This window comes from Streptomyces roseicoloratus, assembly GCF_004117935.1.
GTDB classification, from domain to species: Bacteria; Actinomycetota; Actinomycetes; order Streptomycetales; family Streptomycetaceae; genus Streptomyces; species Streptomyces roseicoloratus.
Genome location: NZ_SDOY01000088.1, coordinates 31,532 through 55,227, shown reverse-complemented (window position 1 = coordinate 55,227; position 23,696 = coordinate 31,532). Strand labels below are relative to the sequence as shown.

The 23,696-nt window shown below is 71.1% G+C and carries 24 protein-coding genes; 10 read left to right on the top strand and 14 right to left on the bottom strand.

Translation table 11 applies throughout. From position 1 onward, the window contains the following. Positions 1 to 1,057: 1,057 nt before the first annotated feature. Positions 1,058 to 1,678 carry a hypothetical protein gene (locus ESG85_RS08270; RefSeq protein WP_012477030.1) on the top strand — a complete coding sequence of 207 codons (621 nt, stop codon included), beginning with the start codon at positions 1,058 to 1,060 and terminating at the stop codon, positions 1,676 to 1,678. Positions 1,679 to 1,736: 58 nt separating this feature from the next. Beyond that, entirely contained in the window at positions 1,737 to 2,153 is a 417-nt protein-coding gene (locus tag ESG85_RS08265; protein ID WP_128977390.1) for a helix-turn-helix domain-containing protein, read from the top strand. Between the two features lie 1,305 nt (positions 2,154 to 3,458). Here ESG85_RS08265 and ESG85_RS08260 read toward each other — a convergent pair. The 5 genes from ESG85_RS08260 to tpg (ESG85_RS08240) form a co-directional block, all read right to left on the bottom strand. Next, positions 3,459 to 3,731 carry a hypothetical protein gene (locus ESG85_RS08260; protein WP_128977389.1) on the bottom strand — a complete coding sequence of 91 codons (273 nt, stop codon included), beginning with the start codon at positions 3,729 to 3,731 and terminating at the stop codon, positions 3,459 to 3,461. Beyond that, complete coding sequence (locus tag ESG85_RS08255) at positions 3,731 to 3,964, bottom strand: hypothetical protein (RefSeq protein WP_030655479.1); 234 nt, start codon at positions 3,962 to 3,964, stop codon at positions 3,731 to 3,733. The genes ESG85_RS08260 and ESG85_RS08255 overlap by 1 nt, the downstream gene beginning before the upstream one ends. 302 nt (positions 3,965 to 4,266) lie before the next feature. Further along, positions 4,267 to 4,524 (bottom strand): hypothetical protein, encoded by a 258-nt coding sequence (locus ESG85_RS08250; RefSeq protein ID WP_128977388.1) that lies wholly within the window; start codon positions 4,522 to 4,524, stop codon positions 4,267 to 4,269. A gap of 83 nt (positions 4,525 to 4,607) precedes the next feature. Then, positions 4,608 to 5,369 carry a hypothetical protein gene (locus ESG85_RS08245; protein WP_128977398.1) on the bottom strand — a complete coding sequence of 254 codons (762 nt, stop codon included), beginning with the start codon at positions 5,367 to 5,369 and terminating at the stop codon, positions 4,608 to 4,610. A gap of 103 nt (positions 5,370 to 5,472) precedes the next feature. Continuing rightward, positions 5,473 to 6,063, bottom strand: a complete 591-nt coding sequence (gene tpg / locus ESG85_RS08240; RefSeq protein WP_128977387.1) for a telomere-protecting terminal protein Tpg — start codon at positions 6,061 to 6,063, stop codon at positions 5,473 to 5,475. Between the two features lie 148 nt (positions 6,064 to 6,211). Here tpg (ESG85_RS08240) and ESG85_RS08235 point away from each other — a divergent pair, with 148 nt between their 5' ends. Beyond that, positions 6,212 to 7,006, top strand: a complete 795-nt coding sequence (locus tag ESG85_RS08235) for a DUF6292 family protein (protein ID WP_128977386.1) — start codon at positions 6,212 to 6,214, stop codon at positions 7,004 to 7,006. 123 nt (positions 7,007 to 7,129) lie between these two features. Here ESG85_RS08235 and tpg (ESG85_RS08230) read toward each other — a convergent pair whose 3' ends face one another. The 9 genes from tpg (ESG85_RS08230) to ESG85_RS08190 all read right to left on the bottom strand — a co-directional run bounded on the left by tpg (ESG85_RS08230) (position 7,130) and on the right by ESG85_RS08190 (position 18,249). Then, entirely contained in the window at positions 7,130 to 7,687 is a 558-nt protein-coding gene (gene tpg / locus ESG85_RS08230) for a telomere-protecting terminal protein Tpg (RefSeq protein WP_128977385.1), read from the bottom strand. Between the two features lie 12 nt (positions 7,688 to 7,699). Then, positions 7,700 to 9,958, bottom strand: a complete 2,259-nt coding sequence (gene tap / locus ESG85_RS08225) for a telomere-associated protein Tap (RefSeq protein ID WP_128977384.1) — start codon at positions 9,956 to 9,958, stop codon at positions 7,700 to 7,702. Positions 9,959 to 10,059: 101 nt separating this feature from the next. After that, positions 10,060 to 10,908, bottom strand: a complete 849-nt coding sequence (locus tag ESG85_RS08220; RefSeq protein ID WP_128977383.1) for a DciA family protein — start codon at positions 10,906 to 10,908, stop codon at positions 10,060 to 10,062. After that, entirely contained in the window at positions 10,905 to 13,538 is a 2,634-nt protein-coding gene (locus ESG85_RS08215; protein WP_164986191.1) for a hypothetical protein, read from the bottom strand. The genes ESG85_RS08220 and ESG85_RS08215 overlap by 4 nt, the downstream gene beginning before the upstream one ends. Further along, positions 13,535 to 13,930, bottom strand: coding sequence for a hypothetical protein (locus ESG85_RS08210; protein WP_246094882.1), 396 nt, complete (start codon positions 13,928 to 13,930; stop codon positions 13,535 to 13,537). The genes ESG85_RS08215 and ESG85_RS08210 overlap by 4 nt, the downstream gene beginning before the upstream one ends. 926 nt (positions 13,931 to 14,856) lie before the next feature. Further along, positions 14,857 to 16,176, bottom strand: a complete 1,320-nt coding sequence (locus ESG85_RS08205) for an NsdA family TPR-like regulatory protein (RefSeq protein ID WP_484422033.1) — start codon at positions 16,174 to 16,176, stop codon at positions 14,857 to 14,859. A 236-nt stretch (positions 16,177 to 16,412) separates the two neighbouring features. Then, positions 16,413 to 16,748: a hypothetical protein gene (locus ESG85_RS08200; protein ID WP_128977381.1), complete on the bottom strand. Its 336-nt coding sequence runs from the start codon at positions 16,746 to 16,748 to the stop codon at positions 16,413 to 16,415. 79 nt (positions 16,749 to 16,827) lie between these two features. Further along, complete coding sequence (locus ESG85_RS08195) at positions 16,828 to 17,385, bottom strand: UTRA domain-containing protein (protein ID WP_128977380.1); 558 nt, start codon at positions 17,383 to 17,385, stop codon at positions 16,828 to 16,830. Positions 17,386 to 17,439: 54 nt separating this feature from the next. Next, positions 17,440 to 18,249 carry a GntR family transcriptional regulator gene (locus ESG85_RS08190; protein WP_246094881.1) on the bottom strand — a complete coding sequence of 270 codons (810 nt, stop codon included), beginning with the start codon at positions 18,247 to 18,249 and terminating at the stop codon, positions 17,440 to 17,442. A 513-nt stretch (positions 18,250 to 18,762) separates the two neighbouring features. On the opposite strand from ESG85_RS08190, the gene ESG85_RS08185 reads away from it, so the two are divergent. From ESG85_RS08185 to ESG85_RS08155, 7 genes are all read left to right on the top strand, one after another. Then, positions 18,763 to 19,623 carry a hypothetical protein gene (locus tag ESG85_RS08185; protein WP_246094880.1) on the top strand — a complete coding sequence of 287 codons (861 nt, stop codon included), beginning with the start codon at positions 18,763 to 18,765 and terminating at the stop codon, positions 19,621 to 19,623. Between the two features lie 107 nt (positions 19,624 to 19,730). Next, complete coding sequence (locus ESG85_RS08180) at positions 19,731 to 20,144, top strand: hypothetical protein (protein WP_128977378.1); 414 nt, start codon at positions 19,731 to 19,733, stop codon at positions 20,142 to 20,144. A 166-nt stretch (positions 20,145 to 20,310) separates the two neighbouring features. Then, a complete protein-coding gene (locus ESG85_RS08175; RefSeq protein ID WP_128977377.1) occupies positions 20,311 to 20,514 on the top strand; it encodes a hypothetical protein in 204 nt (67 codons plus the stop codon). After that, positions 20,511 to 20,693 carry a hypothetical protein gene (locus tag ESG85_RS08170; RefSeq protein ID WP_128977376.1) on the top strand — a complete coding sequence of 61 codons (183 nt, stop codon included), beginning with the start codon at positions 20,511 to 20,513 and terminating at the stop codon, positions 20,691 to 20,693. Before ESG85_RS08175 ends, ESG85_RS08170 begins: the two co-directional genes overlap by 4 nt. A 160-nt stretch (positions 20,694 to 20,853) precedes the next feature. Further along, positions 20,854 to 21,156 (top strand): WhiB family transcriptional regulator, encoded by a 303-nt coding sequence (locus tag ESG85_RS08165; RefSeq protein ID WP_246094879.1) that lies wholly within the window; start codon positions 20,854 to 20,856, stop codon positions 21,154 to 21,156. A 111-nt stretch (positions 21,157 to 21,267) separates the two neighbouring features. Further along, positions 21,268 to 21,627 carry a hypothetical protein gene (locus ESG85_RS08160; RefSeq protein ID WP_246094878.1) on the top strand — a complete coding sequence of 120 codons (360 nt, stop codon included), beginning with the start codon at positions 21,268 to 21,270 and terminating at the stop codon, positions 21,625 to 21,627. Positions 21,628 to 21,873: 246 nt separating this feature from the next. Then, positions 21,874 to 23,691 carry a DUF2637 domain-containing protein gene (locus ESG85_RS08155; protein WP_128977375.1) on the top strand — a complete coding sequence of 606 codons (1,818 nt, stop codon included), beginning with the start codon at positions 21,874 to 21,876 and terminating at the stop codon, positions 23,689 to 23,691. The last annotated feature ends 5 nt before the right edge of the window (positions 23,692 to 23,696 follow it).

The window sequence follows — 23,696 nt, the reverse complement described above, 5'->3', positions numbered from 1 at the left end:
CGCGATGTGCAAGCGAAGCGGTCGCTGCGCTCCCTCCCTCCGCCTCCCTCCGCTTCGCTCCAGGAGGCAGGGGGCCGGCCGCTGCGCGCCCGGCGGGCCGCGCATCGCGCGGCCGGGCCGATCGGGTCGGTGGGGTGCGGCTAGTGGGGCCTCCAGTACGGGAGTTGGGGGGAGCGCGGGGCGCTCCCGGCGGGTCCGCTGCGCTCCCCCGCCTGACGGTCCTTCCGGCTGCGCCTCCAGTCCCTTGGGGCCCGCTGGCGCGGGCTGGGCTGGCTACGAGGGGTGGGGGTCGCTCGTTCGTGTGGGTTCCAGTGTACCGCGTGCATCCGTGAGATGCAGCATGTACTGTTGGCGGAAAAACAGGACACCCCCCAACCACCCGGCGGCGGTGCGGTTTTTGATAGAGGGTCAGTGCCCGAATCCTGCCCACCACTTACGCGAGGAATCCTAGATTGGGAAGCTGCGGGCCCGAGCCACAGAACAGAACCTCGGATATCGGAAAGCCGGAAATTCGGCGTGCGGAGGTACCGGAGCCGAACGGCCCCCCGGGCCGGGCGGCGGAACCGCCCACCGGCACCAGCCACGCCTCCTCGCTTTTGAGCGTCACGGCCGGCACCACCCGAGACTCAGAGCCGCTGCCGCTGTCCACGACCCGCACCTGGGCGTGGAGCCGCACGCGAAGCGAGCTCAGCCGCGGAGGCCGGCTCCCCCGCTGCGCTGGTCACCAGCGGCGACGCGCCCGCCGTGACCAGCGGTTTTTGCCGCGCGGTGCGCGGCGTGACGGCGGGGGCCTGGGTGGTGGCCGGTGTCTAAAGACACATAAGAGGGCACCGCGCCGAAAACGGCTCTGACCTGCGACGATGCGAAACCGTTTGTTCTAGATCTCCAGAACAAACGGCTCCCGAGTGTTCTGGAGATCTAGAACAAAGTCACCCCGAAGCTGACGGGTCGTTAGGTGACTCTGAGGCACCGTTTGTTCTGCCCCTCCAGAACAAGCCGGTTTACCTAGTGCTACCGTGCTCATCAACTCGTTGATCATCCCTGGAGGACAGTGCCGATGGAACAGCTGCCGATCGTCCGCCCCGGCGAGCGCGTGGTCGCGCGGTCGGACGGCAAGGGCGGCTTGATCCTGGGCGTGGAGAAGATCCAGGGCCGCGAGTTCGCCGCGAGCGCCGAGGTCAGCGGCTACGTCCTGGACGCCCGGCTGCTGCTGAACGTGCTCGGCAGCCTCAAGATGCCCGGCTCCTGGTTCCAGGTCTGGTGCAAGCTCATGGCGCTGCAGGACGCCAACCGCGCCAACGACAAGGACCGCGATGTCCCCCGCGGCTTCGTGAAGACCAACCAGCGCGACCTCCAGGCCCGGTGCAACCTGTCGGTGGCCTCGGTGAGCGAGGCCAGCCAGTTCTTCGCCCACATCGGCTGGATGCGCACCGCCAAGCGCGGCATCCTCCAGCTGAACCCGTGGCTCACGGTGGCCGGCACCTCCGGCGAGCAGGAGAAGTGGCAGAAGCTCTGGAACGCCGCCGACGGCCCGGCCTGCATCATTCCGCACGCCGACTACCCCACCGAGTGGCGCCGGGCGCGCGAGGCGGAGAAGAAGGCCGCCGAGGCCGCCCGCCGCAAGGAGAAGGTCGTCACGCTCCGCCAGCGGCGGCCCGTGCGCAGGGCGAGCGCGTGAGCTCGCGCGGCATATCCTCGTGTTGCAGCGTCATTCTGATCGGAAGTGGTGAGGCTCCGTGAGCAGCTCTTACGTCCCCAGCCCTCCCTCAGAGGCGCCCGTCACGCTCACTCGTGACGCGCTGCGCATCCTGTCCTTGGTCGACGTCTCGACGGCCGGCCGTCGCGTCCTGGACGAGCTGCTGTACCTCAGCGACCCGGACACCGGCACTGCCGCGATCAGCCAGAACGAGATGGCGCGCGAGTTGGGCGCCAGCAAGCCCACCGTGAACCGCGGCTTCAAGGAGCTTCGCGAGTGCGGACTCGCCTGGAGCCTGGAAGACGCCCTCTACCAACTCCACCCGGTGCTGACCGACGGCAAGGTGGCCTACCCCATGCCGATCCCGGAGATCAAAGCCTCCGAACCCGAGCGCTTCACCGAGCAGCGCCGGGCCCGGTTCGCCGCCCAGGTGGCCAACCTGGCCGCCACCGGCTGAACCGCCCCGCAGAAGGCCCGAGGCGCCGCACCTCCTGGTGCGGCGCCTTCTTCGTGCCCGCCGCCCCCGCCGGTAGCACTAGGTAAACCGCTTTGTTCTGGAGGAGCAGAACAAACGCGAGCCACGGCGTCATCGGCTGTGCGTGGGTCGGCGCGAGCAGCGGTAGCACCAGGTGAACCGCTTTGTTCTGGAGCAGCAGAACGAACGCCAGCGGCCCCGGTGGCTCTGCTGCGTCGCGTGCTGCCCCGGCTAAGGGCGCCCTTGCTACCCGAGCAGCACCCGTGTGCCGTCTGAACCGTGCGAATACTGCGCTGCGCTCCTCACGGGACGTGCAGCAGCGTCTTGCACCCTTCACCACCAGGAGCAGCAGGACGTCGACGCCAAGCAGCACGAGGCGCTGCACCCGGCCGGTGACAGCCGTCGGCGGTCGCGGCCTGGCGGGAGCGGAGCGCGTCTTGCACCCCATTGGTAGGTACTACAGGTAGTACCTACGTGCGGGTTGAGTCTCCTTCCCCCTGAGAGCAGAGCTCGGGCCGGGAGCGGCGAAAGGCGGCGACCGAGGAGGGAGCGCCGGCGCCCCGTTACGGGTGCCGTTGCCGAGACGCAGGGCGCTTCACCGCCACCCGAAGCGCTGTACGCCTCTGTGAGCGCCTTTCAGGGCCTTGATCGTCCTCGGGAGCCGGAAGGGCGCCAAAACGCCGCAGACGGCCGTACAGGGCCGGGAAGGATCATGTCCGCCGGGCCGGCGAGGTGGGCCTGAGTGCAGATGACGGCAGGTGGTGTGTGCCCGCGCAGCGAGCTTCGCTCTCAGGGGGAGAGATCTACAACCCGCACATAGGTACTACCTGTACTACCTACCAATGGGGTGCAAGACGCGTCCCGGCCGGTCCCAGGCCGGAGCCTGCAACGCAGAGTGCAACACGTTGCCCGATCCGTGCCGTGCGGGGTGTTGCCGCAGGTCATGGCTGCAACGCGGACTCTGTTGCACTCGTGTGTTGCACGGGCGCGTTGCAGGGCGCGTCATTGGCCTGGGAGCTCCGGGCAGGCCGGCGGCGCGGCGATGGATGCAAGGGTGCAAGGCGGGTGGTGAGCCCGGCGGCGAGGACTGCCCGCTGTGCTTCCGGTACTTCGCCTTCGGCGGGTGGGAAGAGCGCGCTCATCACCTGGTCGGTCAGTCCTAGGTCTTCCTTGTACGCGAGCGATCCCTCATCAGGTGACAGACCCGATCCCTCACCAACCGACGGACATGCGGAGAGGTCGGCCGCGCCAGCAGCACGCGGTCGGCCTGGTCCAGGACGTCGCGGGTCAGACCTCGAGGTAGGCGACCACGACCACGGTCCGCAAAGCCGTCGCCCAGTACAGGAGCCGGACCCGCTCGACCTCGTCGGCGTACTCGCGCAGCTGGGGGCCGGCGGTGTCGCCGGGGATCGGCTCGCCGACCTCGGGGTCGACGGAGACGACGACCAGGGCGCGGTCCAGGGCGTGGATCTCCGCCTCGCTGGTGATGTTCTCCAGCTGCTTGGCGGCGGAGTCGGAGAACGCGATCCGGGCGCGGCGGGGGCCGTGCTGCGGGGGCATCAGGCGACGGCCGGGCGCTGCCGGGCGAGGCGGGCGAGGTGGGCCTCGCGCAGCTCCTCCCACGGGGTGCACTGCTCGGGGTCGGGCAGGCCGTTGGTGGCGATGTCCTCCAGGACGGCGGCGAACCGGTCGGCGTCGGCGCGGGTCTTGGCCGCGTACGCGCGGACCGCGTCGGCGGCCGCGGGCTCCAGCTGCCGGGCGGCGGTGTCGGCGGGGGCCGGCTGTTCGCTCATCGAGGGCTCCAGAGGGCAGAACTGGCGTTACTCACCACGGTATCGCCGGGCCACGGAGCCCGGGACCACTCCGGCTGAACCGCCCCCCCCCGTGACTACGTTCCGTACTGCTCGTAAGCGCTCGGGAGATCAACTCTTATGTGTCACGCTCCGCCCCCGAAACCGCCCTGGAGGCACCTACGGGCCCAGAGAAACGGACATACAGGGACACATTCGAGGTGGCGTGACACTTTCCCGAGGGAGCGTGACAGCCGGTGTCACGCTCACACTCAGTCAGCGTGACACCCGGCCGGGAAGGCCGGTCAGTTCTCTTCCGGGTCATCCTGCACCAGGTCCCGGTAGGACTGACGCATCGCGTCCAGCGCGGCGCACCGCGCCACGATCGCGTTCATCTCCTGCGCCAGGTCCTGCGCTCTGCCGGACAGTTCCTCGCCGCTGTACAGAACCCTTCCGTCACAGAAGGCCCGGAGCCTGTCGGAGAGCCCCAGCAGGGCACCGGCCAGGTTCGACGTGCGCAGGTCGATCTGTTCGTACTTCAGGTGCAGGGTGTTGTCGGCCACGCCTCATGATGCCGCCGGTGTGCCGGGCGCGGCGGGCGATTGGCAGAACGCGCCCGGGAGCGGTTGGCCGTACGAACTCCGCCCTACGAGCGGGCGCGGGCGAGGAACACCGCGAGGTCACCGGCGGCTTCGGGTTCGGTGGTGGCGAGCCGGGCCGCGAACGCCAGCTCGTCGACGTCGGCGCCGGGGACCAGGCGGACGAGTTCGGCGAGCAGCGCGGCGTGGGCGAGGACCGGTGGCGTCAGAAGGCCGGCGGCGGCTTCGCGGGCGGCGGGGTCGCGGTAGTGCCCGCGGTGGGCGCCCAGGGCACGGGCGAGCCAGGCGTCGACGTCGGCCTGGACGTACCCGCCGGCTCGCCGCGTGAGCTCGTCGCGGGCGGCTTCGTCGCCGTCGCGAGGCTCGGTCTGCTCCAGGGCGTGGAGCTCGCGCAGCGCCTGGAGCTCGTCGGCGCGGGCCGCGACCCGGGCGGCTTCGCGCAGCTCGGCTTCCCGGGCGGCGGCGGCCGCGGCGTCGGCGGCAAGCTCGGCCTGGACGACGACGTCGGTGTCCGGGTCGTAGACGGTGCCCGCCGGCGCGGCGGCGAGCAGCTGGTCCAGGCGCTCCCACTCCGCGAGCTCCGCCCGGCCGCGGACGTCGTCGGCCAGGTCCTCGAACCGGGAGTTCTGCCGCGCGTCGAAGCGGGTGTCCTCGAGGGCCGCCGCGACGGCGACGGCGTCCATCCCCCTCGCCCGGCGCCGTACGACGCGGCGACCGATCCGGGCAGGGTCGACCGGCTCCCGGGGTACGGCGACGCGCGGGGCGAGCGGGCGGCGGGCGGTACGCGGGGGCGGCCAGGGCGTGGTCATCATCGGCCTCGTATTCGTGTGCGGATTCGAAGGCGGGCCGCCGCCAGAGCGCTGTACGGCGGCCCGCCGAATACGTTTCTAGCAGGTCCGGAATTCTGCCGGGTCAGAACCGGAAGGAAATTGACGACACGGACGTGAAATCCGCGCGGAGGCCATCGGCCCGCGTGCCCCATTCCGTGAAATACGACTCCGTGATGGCCTCCGCGACGATCGGATGCAGCTCCTCCTCCGTCGCACCGGCCTCCTGGAGCTCCAGGATCTGCTTCACGTAGGTGGGCGAGATGTCCGTAGTGATCTGGCGCTCACGGCCGTCGTCCGAGCTGCCCGTGCAGGTGAATCCGAAGTACGCCGTCACCTCCACCATCATCCCCCTGGAGGTCGCCGCCTGTGCGCGTGCCTGCGCTCTGACCTGGGGTTGCCACTCGGATTCGGTCGCTTCCACCAGGGCGGCCTGGAGCCGCTTCTGCGGCTTCGTCAGCTTCCCGGCGAGGTAGCGCTCCACCGTCCGGCGTGAGGTGCCCAGGCGCTCCGCCACGGCTGCGGTGGACCCGCCCGCGCGCGTGCGGAGGAATTTCATCCGTGCCTTTGCCGATTTCGGGGCGGGCCGGGTGAAGAGCTTCCGCTCCGCCCGCGCGAGGGCCTCCAGGATCTTGCCGCGGCGCGGGGCCGGCTGCTGCTGCTCGTGATCGCTCATGCCTCCAGTCCGCCACGGCGTGCCTGTGGACAGCGGCCGGGACCGGGCAGGAGGGACTTGGCGAGAACGAGGCAGGTCGGCGCCGGTTGCGCGGGAGACTGGGACGGCGCAGCACGCATGTCCTGCCCCGACCAAGCTGGGAGACCACGTGACGTCCAAGTCCTCCGCGAGCGGCGAGCTGAAGGAGGCCATCGGCCACTACATGAACGCCGTCGCCGAAGCGCTCCTGCGCGACGGCGTGCCCGTCACGTACGTACGGGCCTCGACGGATACACGAGCTGCCGCGGATGACGCCAGTATCGCAACGGACGTCGACGGAGACATCGGGTTCAACATCAGCTTCGAACGCAGTCTGTACCCGGAGAGCGAGAGCGTCGAACTGAATTGGTCAGGGACCTCCGGATGGTCCCTGATGCCCATGGTGGACGGTGCTGAGGGTTACTACGACGGCGCCCGCTGGATGGGGGCCGGCCTGGTCCCACCCGCCGAGCGCGTCAGCTCCTTCATGGCTATGGCCCGGCTCTCGCCCGTGGAAGCGGGCAGTAGTGAGCGGCCGTTCTACCGGCAGCCGGACAGCGACTTGACCGAGCTCCACCGGCGCCTGACCGCGTTCGTCCCAGCCTCGGCAGGTATCCGGACCTACGGCATGTGCTTCACCAACATGGTGCAGGGCCTCTACACCAGCCGGTTGTCCGCCGCCTTGAGCTCACCGGACGACACCGAGGTCTCCGTGGCGTTCCGGTCCGGCGAGCTCGAAGCCCTGCGGCACCTTCTGGAGTACGTCCAGATCCCTGCGAACGGTCTGCTCTCGGCCTACGCCCGGCACCTGGCTAAGGACCTGGACAACCGCCGCCAGTTCTCAGCGACCCCGTCACACCATGCGGTGGAGGTCGCCCGCTCTCTCCGCAAGCAGATGCGCGACCGGCAGCAGGGCGGGGAGTAACCAGAGCTGGACAACGGGCGTTGAGCAGGGCATCGCGTGCATGAACATCCGCCCCCCCGCGGATACGCGAGCGAGCCCCGGACCGATCGGTCCGGGGCTCGCGGGCTGTTCGGGGCGCGGCTGCTAGAGGTCGAACTCGAGGTGCTCGATGTCGGTGAACCGGACCTCTTCCAGGGAGCCGGCGCGGCGGCCGCCGTCCTGGAAGTACACCTCCCTGAGCGCCTCGGCGGCGATCTGCTGCAGCTCGTCGTCGCTGGCACCCTGCTCCTGGGCGTCGAAGAGACGAGCGGCGTAGACGGGCGGCAGGGCGACGGTCAGGTGCCGGATGCGGTCCTGGTCCGTCGACCCGATCGGCGCGGTGTAGCCCATGCGAGCGCGGGTGTCGATGACGATGCCGCCCGTCGACGCCGCCTTCGCCCTGGCCTTGGCCCGGATCTGCGGCTGCCACCGCTTCTTCACCTCGCGCTCCAGGCGCGCGGCCAGATCGGCACGGGGCCTTTTGATCTGGTCCTTCACGTACCGCTCGACGGTGCGCTGGGAGACCCGCAGCATCTGCGCGACCGCCTTGGTGCCGCCGAGCTGCTTGACCAGGTACCGCATCTGCGCGCCGGCCGACTTGGGTGCCGGGCGGGTGAACGCCTTCTGCACCGCCTTCTCCAGGCCGTCCCCGAACAGGCTCATCGTGGCCCTCTCCTACTCTCCGTTGTCGACGTCGGTGACGGTGCCGTCCTTGATGTACCGGGCGAGGTTGAGCTGCGGAGCGTTGAACTTCTCCCGGACCTCCTCGCCCCACAGGACGTCCTGCGTGCCCTCGTGCTTGACCAGGCCGGGGTTGATGCCGAGCTTGAACCCGCCGGGCAGCGGCTTGCCCTCCCGGTAGGGCAGGAAGTCCAGCGGGCTCGGCCCGTTCGAGGCGTAGACGACGCAGTCGGACAGGATCGCGATGGGGTACTGGCCGGTGAACGCGGCGTGCTTGACGACCTTGCGGTGGAGGTTGATCCGGGTGCGGGAGATGACCGCCGCACGGATGTCGGGCCGCCAGGTCGGGCGGGACAGGGCCCGCCACGGCTCGCCGGGCTTCCAGCCCTCGCCCCGGGGGCGCTCGCGCAGCTTGCCCAGCCCGCCCTTGACCGTGGCCTTGATCGCCGTGATGACGATTCCCAGCTCCGGGTCGCGGTCCTTGTAGCCGTCCATCGCGGCGAGGAAGTCCTCGGGCGACAGGTCGGCGTCGACGCCGAGGTCGGCCATCGTGGCGAGGTAGGCGTCACGGAGCCGGTTGTACCAGCCGTCCAGGTACCGGCCGTTGTCGTACCGCACCCACGCCTCGACCGGCCGCACCTCGTAACCGAGCTCCACCGCGTACGCCACAGTGGGCGTCGCGTACCAGGCCGGTCCTTCGGGACGCTCGCCCTTCCACGTGAACGGGGAAGGCAGCAGCGAACCGTCCAGCTCCACCCACTCCTTGCTGACCTTCACCCGCGACAGGTCGACATGGGAGAGGTCGACCAGCCACGAGCCGGGCAACTTCGGATCGAACACCGGGGCCTTGACGTGCGTCGCCTCCCCCAGGCCGACGTTCAGCCCGTTCGCGCCGGCGGCGAAAGCCATGTTCACGTCGATGCCGACCAGGTGCCGCAGCGTGCACTCCGCGTCGGTCATCGGCCGCGCCCAGTCGTACGCCTCCTCGAACAGCTTCTCCGCAGGTCCCCGCACGTGGAACCGGGGCAGGTCCTTGAGGACCGGGTGGCCGTCGGGGACCTCGCACGGCGGGAAGTTCATCGGGTCGATGGCGTCCTTGCCCAGCGAGCCGGGGTTGTGCTCGGAGTGCCGCTTGCCGTCGGCGTCCGGCTCGGAGGCCCGGGTCGGCGGGTGCAGCGCGGTCATCAGCTCCAGGCCGGTCACGGCCGTGGAGCCGCGCGGCGTCATCACCCGAGAGGCGTACACGCCCAGGACGCGGGCGAGCTCCGCCGGCGGCAGCTGCCCGGCGGTGCCCCAGAACCGGGCGTCCAGCGCGTTCCACGACGGGATGCACAGCTGCACGCAGGCCCGCTCCGAGCCGGTGGCGGGGCGGTAGATCCTCGCCCACGGCCCGAAGCCCCTCTTCGTCAGCTTCCACTCCGCGCGGACCAGCTGCTTGATGACCTTGTGGCCCTCCGGGATCCGCCCGGCGTCCTTCTCCTCCGCCGTGAGCGTGACCGGGAGGCCGTAGCGCTCGCACGCGGCCTCGGTGAGCACGATCAGCGGGTCGGCGTCCTTGCCCGGCCCCGACAGCTTCGGCGCCCCGAGCTTGGCCTCCTTGAGGGTCCAGTCGACCAGGGCCGGGATGGACTTGGCGGGCACGTCCAGGACCAGGCCGCCGGTGCAGTACGCCAGCACCTTGCCGTCCTCGACGTCGACGACCGCCAGCGGCCCGTTCTCGAACCGCAGATCGGTACCGCCCGCCGGGGTGCCGGCAGGGGCCGCCTTCCGCGCACCCGGGCGGCGCGACGACGTCGGCCTGGTGGTGCGCGCCGGACGCGGCGCGGCCGCCGGAGCAGCAGCGACGGGAGCGGGGGTGGGGGTCTGGGTGTTCTCGGTTGCAGTCATGACCGCAGCCTCGGACGCCTCCCCTGTGGACAGAGACCGGGCTTCCGCCGGGGCGGGCGCTGCGGTGAACGTGGCCGGCACCGCAGCGTCGGGGGCGGGCGCGGGCGTGGCCGTGTTGGCCGGGGCGGCGGGGTAGAGCTCCGCGAGCTTGTCCAGCAGCCGGGCGTACGCGTCGCGCTCGGGCGGGCGGGGCTCGGTCTTGCCGGACTCCCAGCCGGACACCGTGGCCCGGCGCACCTTCAGCGCGGTGGCCACTTCGTCGATCGTCAGGCCGTGCGCGGCACGCAGCCGCTTGCGCTCCGCCGGTGGCGGCAAAGCGGCGCGGGACGCGAGCAGGGCGTCGACCGCGTCGAACAACTCGGACATGAAAGCACCTCCTGAGCAACACTCTACCCCATGAAACGTACGATGCGCGTACGAACAGCGTACGTATCGCGTACATGCATTCTGATGGGTGAAGCGACACTTCACGCTGACGTCCGCAGCGGAGCCCGCTGAGGTGTCACCGCCGCCACCGTTCCGGCCTCCTTCGCCGCACGCTCCGCACGGGCCCGGCGCACTGCCGCAGCGTGCGAGGCGTCGGCTTCCCGGCGGCGACCGGCGCGGGCCTGTTCGATCGGGGCCGGCGCATCCTCCGGCACGACGACGTCGGTCTCGGGGAACGCTCTGCGGGACAGCTCCCGCATCGCGGCGGTCTGCCGCTGCACCGCCTCCGCGATGGCCGGGTCCGCCAGGGACGGCCGGGCGGTCTGCCGGTGGGCCTCGATCGCGCGGTGGAATCCCTCGGGCGGGGTCCGGCGCTCCACCGGGACGCCGGGCATCGTCGGCTGCGGGGCCGGGGCGGCGGCCGCCGTGACGGGGCCGGCCTTCACCGACGCGGGCGCCAGGACGTGAACGGAGCGGACGTTCGCGCCGGACACCTTCTCGTTGGCCGCCGCGATCAGCTTCGGTGCGCTCCAGCGCAGCTGCGTGCCGTACGCGGGAGCGTCGGGGGCGACGTCCAGGCGGCCGGTGTCCGCGTCGAAGCCCACGGCCCTCACGTGACCGGCGAGCTCGGGCGCGGCCGCGGCAAGGATGTCGTCGAACCGGGCGAGAACGCTGCCGCCGGCGGCCGGGGCGACCAGGCCACGCTCAGTCATCATCATGCCGATCGCCGCACCGAGCCCGAGCGGCTCGCGGCCGTCCCTCCGTACGGCGGTGCCGGTGCGCCGCTTCGGCTTCTTCGTCTGGGCGCCGTTCTTCTTCGCCGCCTCCCGGGCGGCGAGCAGGGCCTGGCGGGCGAGGTCGACGCCGGACAGCTCCGGGACGGCGTTCACGCGATCACCTCCAGGGCCTCGCCGCCCAGCGGACGGTCGGCGAGCTCGGGCAGACGCCGCGACCACGGCACGGGCCGGACCAGCTCGGGGCGGGCCTGGGTGTGCAGCTGCTCCAGCCGCACGGCGAGCAGGTGCTCGGCGGTGCGGGTCTGCGCCTTCGCGGCGGCCTCGGTCGCGGCGCGCTGGGCGTCGTCGCTGTCGGGCAGGGCCTGGAACCAGGGCTTGGCGAGCTCGGTCGCGTACGCCTTGCGGGCCTCGGCCTGGGCCTCCGTGCTGCGGCCGAGCATCACCAGGGCCTCGTGCCGGTACTCCGCGGCCGCGCTCTCGGCGGTCAGCACCGCGTTGTACGCGGCGGCGTCCTCGACAGCGTTCGGGCCGGCTGCCTCCAGGGCGGCCGGGTCGGTGATCTCCTGGAACTGGGCCCACGCGGCGGCGATGGCGTCCTCGATGGCCGTACGGACCTCGGCGGCGACGGCCGCGACGGCGACCGGGTCGGTCGGGTCGGCCGACCAGGTCGCGGCGAGGAGACCGGCCTCGCCGATCAGGACCTCGGTCTGGCGCCGGTGGCCGCACGCCTCACACAGCCCGGCCGACCGCTCCCGGCCGCAGTCCTCGCACGCCACGGCCTGCCGGGCCGCCGCCTCGGCCGCCGCCCGCTCCCGCTCGACCAGGGCCTGCGCCTCGGCCTCGGCACGGGCCGCCGCCCGCTGGGCCGCCCGCTGCTGGGCCTCGGCCTGACGGGCCACGAAGTCTGCGGCCTCGGCCTCGGCGTGACGGCGCATCCGGGCCTCGATCTCCCGGTACCGCGCATCCTGATCCAGGCCGGGCAGCTCCTGGTCGACCTCGGCCGCGATCCGCACCCGCCACGCCCGCCGCGAGTGCAGGATGTTGGCGCAGTTGTCGCAGTCGGCGCCGGTGTCGAGCCGGGCGCCGTCGTCGCACCGCACGTCCGAGCACGACGGCCGGCGCACCAGCCCGCGGTGGGTGATCCACCCGAACGGGCGGGCGATCAGAGCCTCGCCGCCGGTCTCCTCGAGCCGGGACGTCAGCCGGGAGGCCAGAACCGACGGGGCCTGCCCCGACCACTCCAGCACCTGGCGCAGCTGCGCGAGCTCCGCCTTCGTGGCCTTCACGACGTTGTCCTGCTGCCAGCGGTTCAGCTTCGTCCACAGCCAGGACACCGGCGTCAGAGCCACCCGCAGGTCAAGATCGGCGGGAAGCTCCGGCCGCCCCTGCTGCTGCGTCTTTCGACCACCCACGACCGTCAGCCGGGCACCGGCGCCAGCGGTGATGGTGCCTGCCTGCTCCTGCTCGTCGACGGGTGACTTGGTGGGCTTTTCACCGCGAAGCGGGTCGCCCCCGGCCACCGGGCTCCCAGATCCGGCAACGGCGCTCTCGCCGTCGGCGGCCTGGTCCTCGCGCACGCACGCGCGTCTCGGCCGACGGCCCTCCCCCCCACGGCCTTCGCCGGAAAAGCCACCAGAGAGCTGCAGAGGAACTACAGGAGTAACCACAGAAGCGTGGTCTGCGTGGAGCTCTGCACCATCGGGACGCTCCTGAACCGCCGCATCCCCGGCCTCCTCAGCACCGCAGATCCCAGACGTACCAAGGGCACCAGCAGCAGCGGCCGGAGCATGATCTCCGCACGCACCATCAGGACGCACCGAAAACACGGTCCCAGGCCCCGAAACAGCCTCCACAGGAGCCAGAGTGCGGCCGTACGCGCGGGCGACCGGCAGCAGCATGACCCGGCCCCGGCCGTTCATCCGCGTCGACGTCGCCTTGCGCTGCCGCGCCACGACACCGGCCTCCGTCAGCCGCGCCAGCACCTTCCGGGCCCCCGACGGGGAGCAGCCCAGCAGCCGAGCCAGCGTCGCCGCCCCGCGCCCCTCGCGCTTCTTCACCGAGCCGCCGACCAGCTGCAGCCAGCCCGACGCCCGCGTGTTCAGAACCATCAGCAGCAGCCCGAGCCGGTCGGTCGCCGCGCCCTTGCCCGTACGGCCGGCCAACAGCCCCGGCGGCGTCGGCTCCTTGTCCTTCGGCGTCCAGCCGTGCCCGAACAGCGCCTCGCACAGGTGCAGCAGCGTCGCCAGCTCCGCCTTCGTCAGCGCCAGCGGGTGCCCCGCTCCCCCGCCGTGGTGAGCGCGCCACAGCGGCATGACCAGGCAGTCCAGCCCGGTCGGGTGCCCCTTCCCGTCCCTCACCACCTGCGTGTGCACCGCGTCCGAGCTGCGGAGTACCGGCAGCACCTTGTGGTGGACCGTCGACTCCTTCATGCCCATCCACCGGCCGAGCTCCGCGCCCCAGATCGAGGTCTGGAGGTCGTCGTCCTCGCCCTTGGGTGCCCGCGACTTCGCGTACAGCACCACCGCGGCCAGCTTCGGCGCGTCCTTCAGCCCGGCGATCGACGGGTCCGCCAGCAGCGCCTGGACCGCGTCGCGCAGCCGAAGCCGCATGGCGCGACCAAGGCGCAGCGGGTTGTCCAGGCCGCCGTCGTCCGACTGCCCGGCGGCAGGCACCGACCGCAGCGCGGTCCGCTGCCCGGGAAGCCACGACTCTCCGACGGAGTTGTCGACGTCGTCCCGCAGGAGGTGGTCCAGCACGGCGGCCGGCGCCGCGACCGTGCTCATCGGCCCACCGCCGAGACCGCAGCGGCGAACACCGCGAGGACCGAGGTCATCTTCGTCATCGGGCCGGTGTACACGCCAAAGCGGACACCTTCCTGAGCAGGCAGAACGCGCGATTCTTCATCCACCTGCCGAGCCTGCACGAGTCGGCCTGTGGACAAAGTCCGCCGAGCCCCGATCGACCCCAGTCCTCCCGCACGGCGGGCAACAATCGCGGAAACCGTCCCGCCACACGGAACGGCCCCCTCGAGGACACCGCCGACGGAGTTGTCGATGAAGTCCTGCACGGGGTGAACCAGGGCGGCGGTCGATCCCATCTCGGAGACCCCGGCGGCCGGAAGGTCCGCCGACCGGGCGGCAACGGTGTGACAGTCAAGGTGTGTGATATAGGTCACAATTCCGTCAGGGGGGACACCACAACCAGCGGCAATCACCCCAGAGGGGGTACTGACCTGGTCGTGGTCGACCTGACAAGACCTGCGGTGCTCGTGCACTATGGCGATACCAGCCTTCATATGGATCAACGCAGACGGGCCCCCTGCCGGGAGCGCGACTCGGTGGTTCGTGTGGATGTGTGGGCGCCCCCTCCGTGAGGAGCGGGCTCAGTACGAAGGCCAGAGGCGGATCTCCTTTCGTCGGTGGACTTGGTGCTGGTGTTTCGGAGCCCTTGCCGGGGCCTCGAAACGGGCGAAGAGCACTTCGGTGCCCTTCGGTACAGCGCCGCTGTGAAGCGGTGTTGCTGACCGCGAAGCCCCTTGCCGGGGGCCCGCGGGTTGTGCACTGGCCCTGATGAGGGGCCGATGGGAATGAGCGGCTTGATAGGCCGCAGCTCAGGACCGGATGCGAACCGGGATCTGAGCAAACCGCTCTGGGTTGCGAATCCAGGCGGTAGACGGGCCGCGCGGGGCCGAAGGGGATTGCGAGTCCACCTTCTGCCGGTGCGCGCGGCCGATGGCCGGCTAGGTCATCCCAACCCCCTGAATCCGGAGGCTGGCGTCAGCATGCGCGGGCACAGTCCGGATGGCGCGATCGCAGAAGATCAACGGCGTAGCGGCGCGTGTAGTTCCACGCCTGCGGGTAGCCTTCATCCCGCGATCACCTCCCAACCAGGTGTGTCGCCAACGGAGCGTTGCCCCGTTCGAGCCACCCCGTGGACCAGGCCCGGTCCCGGGGTGCTCGTCGTTTTGGATCACTGCTGGGCACAGCCTAACTGCACGACCCGACATATTTGCGGGGCGAATTCGCGCAGAGCCCGAGAGGCCCGGAATGCCGCTCCCGCGACGCGGGAGGTGATCGGAATGTTGTCTGCCGAACGGGAAGCTCACTGGCCGCCTCGCAGTTCGCGAAGGTGGGTGACGAACTCCTGCGCCTCGGAGGCGTGTCCGTAGTGCGTCTGGAGGGCCTGCCCGAGGTCGGCGGCCACCATCGCGAGACTGGGCAGCGACTTCCGCTCCCCCGTCAGGGCCCGCTCTCCGTAGGCGAGCGCGGTGTCCAGGTCGCCCTCGCGGGCAGCGACCACGCCGAGCGTGACGCGGGCCTCCGCGATCCGCATGGGCGACCGCTCCGTGCCGTCGAAATCAGTGCCGGCCCGAATGACTTCGTTGGCCAGCTGCTCCGCGAGCCGGTTCTCGCCGGACTTCCTGAGCGCGTCCATGCGGTAGAAGTCGTATTTCGCGGGGTCGACGACGAAATGGTTCTCGATGTTTTCGGGGTACGGCTGGAGTTCGAGGATCTCGCGTCCCTTGTCGAGCGCGACCTCGGTCTGCGATCGGTCCCCGAGCCGGGCCCACGCCTTGGCCTTCTGCGCGTACAGCTGTGCGGCGACGCTCTCGGTGGGCGCCACGGCGATGCCGGCCTCCGCGGCCGCGATGACTCCGCGGTAGTCGCCCCGGGTCAGTGCGAACCACGCCCGCATCTCGTGCGCCCAGCCCTGCACGCTCAGCTCCCCGGCCTCCTGACCGAGCATCAGCGCGGCCTGCCGGGTGGCCTCCGCGTCGCGCGGGCGGCCGGAGTCGTACTCGACACAGCCCACCAGGAGCGACAGCTTCCCGGCGAGCGCGATGATCTCGCGGTGCTGAGCGAGGCTGACCCGCTGGTGCTGGAGGCCCACGACGCGGGCAAGCCACGCCCTGCCTTCCAGGAGCAGCTGGTCGGCAGGCATGTACGCGTACTCGCAGCACAGTCGGTCCGCCGTGATCCGCAACGCGTCCAGCGTCGCGACGTCCACGTCCGAGGCCCGCAGCCGGGCGATGATGTCCACGGTATCCATGCCGCTGACCTGCAGAATTTCAGCGCGGCCGTCCCGGCGGGACTTCTCGGGAAAGAAGGCTCCGGTCGTCGTGCCGAAGGTCTGAGCGATGGCGGACCGGTACTTCACCGGCTGCGCGTCGCCGGCCTCCCACCTCTTCCACTGCCGCACCAAGTCCTGCTCGCTCACGACCTGGTCCTCCGGGAGCCTGGCCATCAGCGCACGCACCGCGTCGGTCTGCGACCAGTCACGTGCCGCGCGCTCTTCGACCATCCGGCGTGCCCAGTCGGGACGCTCATCCATCGCCGTTCCCCTTCCCCGTACGGTCCAGCGGCGCAGCCTGCCCGACAGGGTGATGCCTGAACGGAGGCCGGCCCTTCTGCGGCCGAGCATGGCACGGCCTCTTGATCGCGCGGAGGTGACAAGTACCGGTGACATTCCAGATGTCACCAGCGATCGTCACTTTGCGCCGCGTCCAGAGGGGCGCATGGTGAGTGCCGTTCACACGAGTTGATCTACGTCCCAGTGGGAGGCGAACGGCCCATGTTGAGTCCCGCCCGACGACCGCAGAAGACGTGCGCGGCGCTTGCTTCACGGCTCCTCCTTCGCGGTGGATGCGGGCTTCTGGGTCAGTTAGTCGTGTCGCCAATGGCAGCGCGGTGGGCTTGGAGCACGTACGCGTACGCCGCTCCCAGGTGGCCGTACACCGTCGCGGAGTCTGCGGAAGTCGCGGCGGCTGCCGACTCCGCGGCCCTGCGCAGCTGCTGCGCGACAGCGGAGGGCATGGTCGGCGTGTTCGCGAACTCGCCCAGGCTCCGAGCGATCTCGGAGAGGGGAGCGTCCTCGAGTACGCCGGTCGGACCGTCCGGGCCCGAGAGTGCGGGGATCCACCCGTTGGCCACGGTGAGGGAGCTGCGGATCTCGTCCACGAGTTCGGTGGTGGTGAGCCGCTTCTCAGTGTTCATGGGGGGATCGGTCTCCAGGGACTCGCAGGGGCTTGCGGGGTGGGCGCCCCGGCGCGGCCGGGGCGCCCTGGACACTTCGTCAGGCGAGCGGAGCGGCGTAGCGCAGCTTCCAGCCCTTGCTCAGGACGTGCTTGGTCACCTCGACAACGCGCCCTTCGGCGCTGCCGATGTGGGTGATGGTCAGCACGTCCGCACCCTCGGGCAGGCCGAGACGCTCAGACTCCTCCGAAGTGGCGGGGCGGAGCTCGATGTCCTCGACGGCCGTGTCGCCCTGGTCGAAGCCGGCCTCCTTCATCCGGCTGATGATGCCGCCGACGCCGGTGTCCACCTGCTCGACGCCCGCGGCCTCGGCGACGTCGACGGGGATGTACGTGGTGACGAGCTGGATGACGCGCTCACCGTCGAACATCTCTCGGGCCCGCACGACGACGTCGCCGTCGACGCCCAGGAGCTGAGCGACATCCGCCGGCGCAGCGGCGCGGCTGACGGCGACCTCGGTGCGCGGGGTGCGGCCGGACCGGCGCAGTTCGGCGTCGAACGCCCCGTGCGCACCGTTCTCTTCGCGCTGGCCGGTGGTGTACCGAGTGCGCGCGTCCCGCAGGATCACGCCGCTGTCGTCGATTCGGTTGCTAGCCATGTGCTGAATGCTCCTTGCTGGTGTCTTGTCGGACGATTCGGTGTCTCTTGCTGGTCAGCCGGTTCCCGGCGTGTCTATGGCCCACTCGTAGGACAGGCGCCACTTGGCGCGAGGCAGTACATGCAGACAGATCTCCACGACCCGGCCTTCGGCCGTCAGTCCCATGTGGGTGATCTCCATGACGGCCTGCTCGGGCGCGATGCCGAGGGCTGCCGCCTCTTCCCGGGTGGGGGAACGTACTTCGATCTCCTCCCGCAGACGGACCTGCGCGAAGCCGGCCTCGGCCATGCGGGACTTGCTGCCACCCGTTCCCGTCTTGACGGCGGCGAGAGACGGACAGGCGTCGACAACATCCGGGGCGAACCACGAGGTCGCCACCTGGACGACCTCCAGAGCCTCGGCATTACCGGGCAGCGCCACGGACATGACTCGCTCACGCTTGACGGTCTTCGCCCGGTGATGCATCTCGAAGATGTCGGCAACCTTCTTGGGCGGTACGTCCTTGGCGATGGTGACGACGTTGTTGGGCTCAAAACCCTTCGCCCGCATCTCGGCTTCGAAAGCGCCGACGGCTCCGCCGGCGTCACGGAAGCCGGGCAGGTACCGGCTGGTTCGATCCGACACGATCTTGTCGATCACCAGCGAGACGTAGGTTCCCTTGCCTCGACGAGAGAAGACCAGACCTTCGTCCTCGAGCAGACCGTAGATCTCGCGCGCAGTTTGATAGGCGATGCCGTGTTCCTGCTGGAGCTGAGGCACGCCAGGCAAGCGCGACCCAGGCGCGAGTGCGCCCCGCTCGATCTTCTCCCGGATCTCGGATGCGATCCGTTCGACCTTCCCGGGCTCCTTCTGCTTGGTGGCCACTGCTCCCCCTCTCGTGCGCATCGTGAGGGCAGCGGATCTCGCTACCCGGTGCGCACAGCATCGCATGTCTAGTTGTTTCTCGAAAGCCAGGACCCGTAGGCGGCTCGATCTTCTTTAATCATGCTAGGAAACTAGCAGGTCAGAGGGGGTGTCGAAAAGAAGTTAGCTAGACAGGTTGACCGAGCCCCAATAGCGGGGTTCTAATCGAAGTGCCCAGCAAGCGGTGAGTAGCCGGATGCAGGGCGTAGCCAGCGGCGTGCCCATGCGTTTCGGAGCCCTGCTGGACGTACCACTGCACCAACGCAGTTCCGCAGCTCGTCTCTTCGGGGTCGGGCAGGTGGTCGGAGGCGGTAGCAACACCAAACCCCCCGGCCGGCAGGACTGCTTGCTCGACTTCAGCGCTGATGCGCTGTCTATCCGCCGGGACGCGGGCCTCTGGCTCGTGGACCTGGTGGGTGGAGAGAGCATCCGCCTCCGCGTATACCCCTCCCCTTCTCCTGCCGAGGAGTCGCCATGCCTCAGCTCGCCATGCCCAAGGCCGCCAAGCGCAAGGGCCGCACCCGCACCTCCCGCCTCAGCCCCCTCGCCCCGATCGTCCTCTCGACCCTGTCGCCCGGCCACATCGACATGCGGACCGTGGAGACCACGCAGACCCGCCGCATCTCGCTGGTCTGCCCGGACTGCGAAACCTGGGTGGCCGTCACCCCCCACCGCGGCACCTACCTGCTCAAGACGGTCCCGCACCACACCGGCAAGGCCGGCGTCGCCGACGCGATCCGCTGCAGCTCCAGCAACCGCCTCGTCGACGTCGACATCACCGACCACGCCTGGCGCCGCCAGTACAGGGACTGGGCGCGCGAGGAACGCCTCGCCGTCGACCTCACCCGCCACCGCCGCGCCACCGTCCAGACCCTCAAGGTCGCCCGGCCGCAGGAGCGCCCCGCCGACCGGCGAGCCCAGTGGGAGCGTGTGGTTCCCGCTGCCCGCCAGGCCGACGCCGCCCGTACGGCTCCCGCCGACGCGATCCCCACCACGCGCGGTCGGGCCGTCGACGGACCCGCTGGCGCCCCGCTGGCCATGACCCCCCAGACCGCCGGGGACCGCCGCTCCGTCCGCGCCCTGGCCACCGGCACCCTCCGCGCCCTGGCCGACGCGGCCCAGGACCGCTCCGCGAGCGACGTCCTCGACGAGCACCTCGCCCGCGCCGCCTACACGCACCTGGCCACCCTCTGGCGCCGCCCCCTGACCCCGGCGGACCAGCCCGCGCACACCGCACTGGTGGCCGAGGTCAGGGCTGCGCTGCCCGACCCGACCCCGGGCGAGACCGCCGCCGCGTACACCGCCCGCTGCAACAGGCCCGCCCTCGCGGCCTGACCGCACCACCGCCTACGGCCCCGGCCCCGGCTCCCGCTCCTCGCGGGGGTCGGAGCCGGGGCCTTCTGCTCCCGTCCGGTCTGACTCACCGCAACCTGGAGGCCCTGATGCCCGCCACCCCGACCCTGACGTCCCACCGGCCCAGCGCCGACGAGGTGATCGACGCCGAGACGCTCGCGCTCCTGGACGAGCTCGACGTCCCGCTTTCCGCCGACTTCGACGTCGACGTCGACCTCGACGTCGCCTTCGGCACGCCGCTGGAGATGTACGAGCTGGTGACCGCGGGCGAGCTGGCCCGGTGGGACACCGCCTCCACGGTAACGAAGGGCAAGACCAAGGCCCGCGACGAGGTCACCGCGGAGTACGGGGCACGACGGGACGCGGCACGGGACATCCTCGCGGCCGACCCGTCGATCACCGCGCTCGTCCGCGAGCGCCTGGTCGACGTCCTCCTCCCCTACGCCGACCGCCTGCGCCGGACGGTCCGCTCCGGGTGCCGCCCCGAGTACGCCGCCGCCTGAGCAGTCGGCCCCGGACGGACGCCCACGATCACCGGCCACCCTCTTCTGCACTTCAGGGGGTGGCCGCTGGTCGTGGCCGGTCGTACGACCGCCAAAACGGCGACAGCCCCAGGGATTGCGCCCCCGGGGCTGTCCAGGACCTGACTCGGAGGACCTGATGCTCAGCATGATGACACGTCGCGTTCCCGCCGCTCCGTCGGCCGGCCTCTACAGCGACATGGAGGAAGAGGACAACAAGCAGGGTCCGGAGCGGGACGAGACCGACACCTTCTACCAGATGGTCCGCCCCCTGATGGCCGACGACCCCGGGGAGCTGAGCCGGAAGCTCGCCGAGGTCAACAAGCGCTCCTCGCAGGGCAGCGGCCGATGACCGCCCGTCCGACCGATGACCTGTACGTCCGCTACATGAAGTCCTTCGAGGACTCCACGACGCACCTCGGTGCCTGCGCGGCCTGCCAGGCCGAGCAGCCGTGCGAGACCGGAGCGCCGATCCATGAGCGCTTCGCCCGCCTCCAGGACGCCTACCTCGCACGACAGAAGCAGCGCTGATCTCCGGCCCTGCCCGTCGTCCCCGCGCTGTTCCGGCCGGGGCCGGCGGAGAGCGCCGGGAGCTCCCGCCCGCTCCGGCCGTCCGGCCGCCGTACACGCAACAGCCCCGGGGTGGCCGCCCCGGGGCTGACTTCTGCACTGGACCTTCTGGGAGGCCCTGATGAATCGCACCTCCATCGTACGCACCCCGTACTACGGCGCCGTCTCCACCGCGGCCGCGCCCCAGCGCCCTCGCGCGGCCTGCGCCGATGAGGACCCGGAGCTGTTCTTCCCCATCGGTGACAGCGGCCCGGCCCTGCTCCAGGAGGAAGAGGCCAAGGCTGTCTGCCGTCGCTGCCCGCTGATGGCGTCCTGTCTCCAGGGCGCGCTGGACCGGGGCGAAGCCGCCGGGGTGTGGGGCGGACTGTCCGAGAAGGAGCGCCGCTCCCTCAAGCGCCGCGCCGCCCGCGACCGCGCTGCCTGATCCGGTCTGCAGGTTGCCTGATCCGCCCGCACCGACCGCCGACCACGGCGGCCGAGACGGGCGGTGACGGGGAGCCGGACAGCCCGGACCGACAGTTCGAGGGAGGCCCTCATGGCCACGACGATGACCCCGCTCCAGCCCGGCACCGAAGCCACCGCCCAGGCGTGCGCCTTCGCGATCTTCGGCACCGACATCCCGCCGATCGACCCCGAGGACTACGACGGCAGCTGGCGCACCACCCTCCACGTCATCGCGGAGGAGTGGGTGGGCGAGGGCCGCTTCGAGCAGCACGCCGCCCGCACCGCGGCCGCGCTCAACGAGCTGTTCGCCACGCAGAAGCGGTACGGCGTCGGCTCGCCCGAGGCGCTCACCGACGGCAGCGCGCTCCAGCCGCTGATCGACCGCTGCCGCCATTTCGGCATCACCACCGCCGACCTTCGGCGGCACGGCGCGCAGTTCCCCGAGCGCTGACGCTGACTTCGCGCCCGCCCGGCGGGAGCCGCAACCAGTTTCGGGCCCGCCCCGCGACGCTTCGCGAGTACGGCCGCCCGCCCCCCGGGCCGCCGGCCTTTTCGTGCGCGCGGAGCGGGTAGAGCCGGTGCCAGCTTCGTGATCAACCAGCCTCATCGACCACCGCTTCGGGAACGCCTCGCCGCGTTTCGGGAGCAGCCCCCGCCGTTTCGCGCACGCCCTGAACGACCCCTCTCGGAGGCCCCCATGACGATCACCGACATGCCGCAGACCGCGGCTCCCGACACCCCCGCTTCGCGCCCGCCGCACCGCGCTTCGGACACGCCCGAGAAGGTTTCGGGAGCGGCCCGGAGCGTTTCGCGGCCGGACAAGCGGAAGACGATCAAGCCCACCCGCGACCGGCTGATGACCGCGCTGTCGCTCGTCGCCGCGGTCGGCGGAACGCTGGTCGGCGTCATCGGCTTCGCGATGTCCTACAGCACCCTGGCCAAGGTCGCCCTGAGCTGGGGATTCAGCCCGGAGCTGGCTCCCTGGTTCCCGGTCGGTGTCGACGCCAGCATCATCGCGTTCCTCGCGCTCGACCTGTACCTGATCCGCAAGAACACCGCGTGGCCGCTCCTGCGGATGGCCGCGCACGCGATGACCGGCGCGACGATCTGGTTCAACGCCAGCTCACAGGGCCAGATCGCCTCCGACCCGGTGCAGGCTGCCAGCCACGGCGTCATGCCGGTGCTGTTCGTGATCGGCGTGGAGGCCGCCCGCCGCCTGATCATCCAGAAGGCCAGGCTGGAGGCCGGGACGGTCACCGACCGGATCCCGCTGCACCGCTGGATCCTCTCCCCGGTCGCCACCCCGCGGTTCTACCGCCGGATGCGGCTGCACAACGTCACCTCCTACCCGGAGATGATCCGGCGCCAGCAGGAGCTCATCGCCTACGAGCAGTGGCTCAAGCGCAAGTACGACGGCGACCTCGGCAAGGCCACGGAGGACGAGCTGCTGCCGATGAAGATGGCCGCGCACGGTTACACCGTCGCCCAGGCCCTGGCCATGCCCGACGACCAGGAACGGGCAGCCCAGGAGCGCAAGGCGGAGGCCGAGCGCCGGCGCCTGGAGGCGGAGACCCGCAGCGAGGTCGCCAAGGCCAAGGCGGAGGCCGAGAAGCTGCGCGCCAAGGGCGAGGTCGACCTGGCCCAGGCGGAGGTCGACGGCCAGACCGGTCAGGCCCGCGCCCACGCCCGAGCCCAGGTCAGCGCCGCAGAGCGGGCCGCTGAGCTGGAACTTCAGGCCCTCGACAAGGCCGTGGTCGCCGAGGCCCGCGCCCGCGAGGCCGAGGCGGAGCGCCTGGAGGCCGAGGAGCGCAAGGCGGCGGCCGAAGCGGACCTGGTGAAGGCCGAGCTCGAGCGCAAGGCCGCCGAGCAGCGCAGGGAGGCCGCCGAGGCCGACAAGGTCGCGGCGGCCGAGGCCGGCGCGATCGAGACCGAGCGGATCGCCCAGGCGCGCAAGGCGGCGGCCGAGGCGGACCTGGAGGCGGCCGAGCTGGAGCGCCAGGCGGCCCTTAAGCGGAAGGAAGGTGCGGAGGCCGACCGGGTCGCCGCGGCGGAGGCACAGGCCGTCGAGACCCAGGCCATCGCCGAGGCCCGCAAGGCCGCTGCCGAAACGGACCGGGTCGCTGCCGAAACGGAGAAGGCCGCCGCCGAAACGCGGCGCGCTGCTGCCGAAGCCGACCGCAAGAAGACGGAGGAGGACCGCCTCCGGGAGGCCGCTCTCGCCGACATCGCGCGCTCCCGGAAGGAGGCAGCCGAAGCGGAGAAGGCCGCTGCCGAAACGCGGCGGGTCGCTGCCGAAATCGAGCAGCGTGCGGTCGAAGCCGAGGACGCCGCGAAGCTCTCCCCGCGCGAGCGGGCGGTCCGCAAGGTCGCCCGGCTGATCCTCGCGAAGGCGGCCGGCGTCGCGGGCAACCTGCCGCTCTCCGACATCCAGCGCGGCCTCGAAGTGTCGCCCGGCACCGCCTCGGAGTACCGCCAGGAGGCGGCCGAGCTGCTCGCCGGCGGCTACCGCCCCTGACCCAC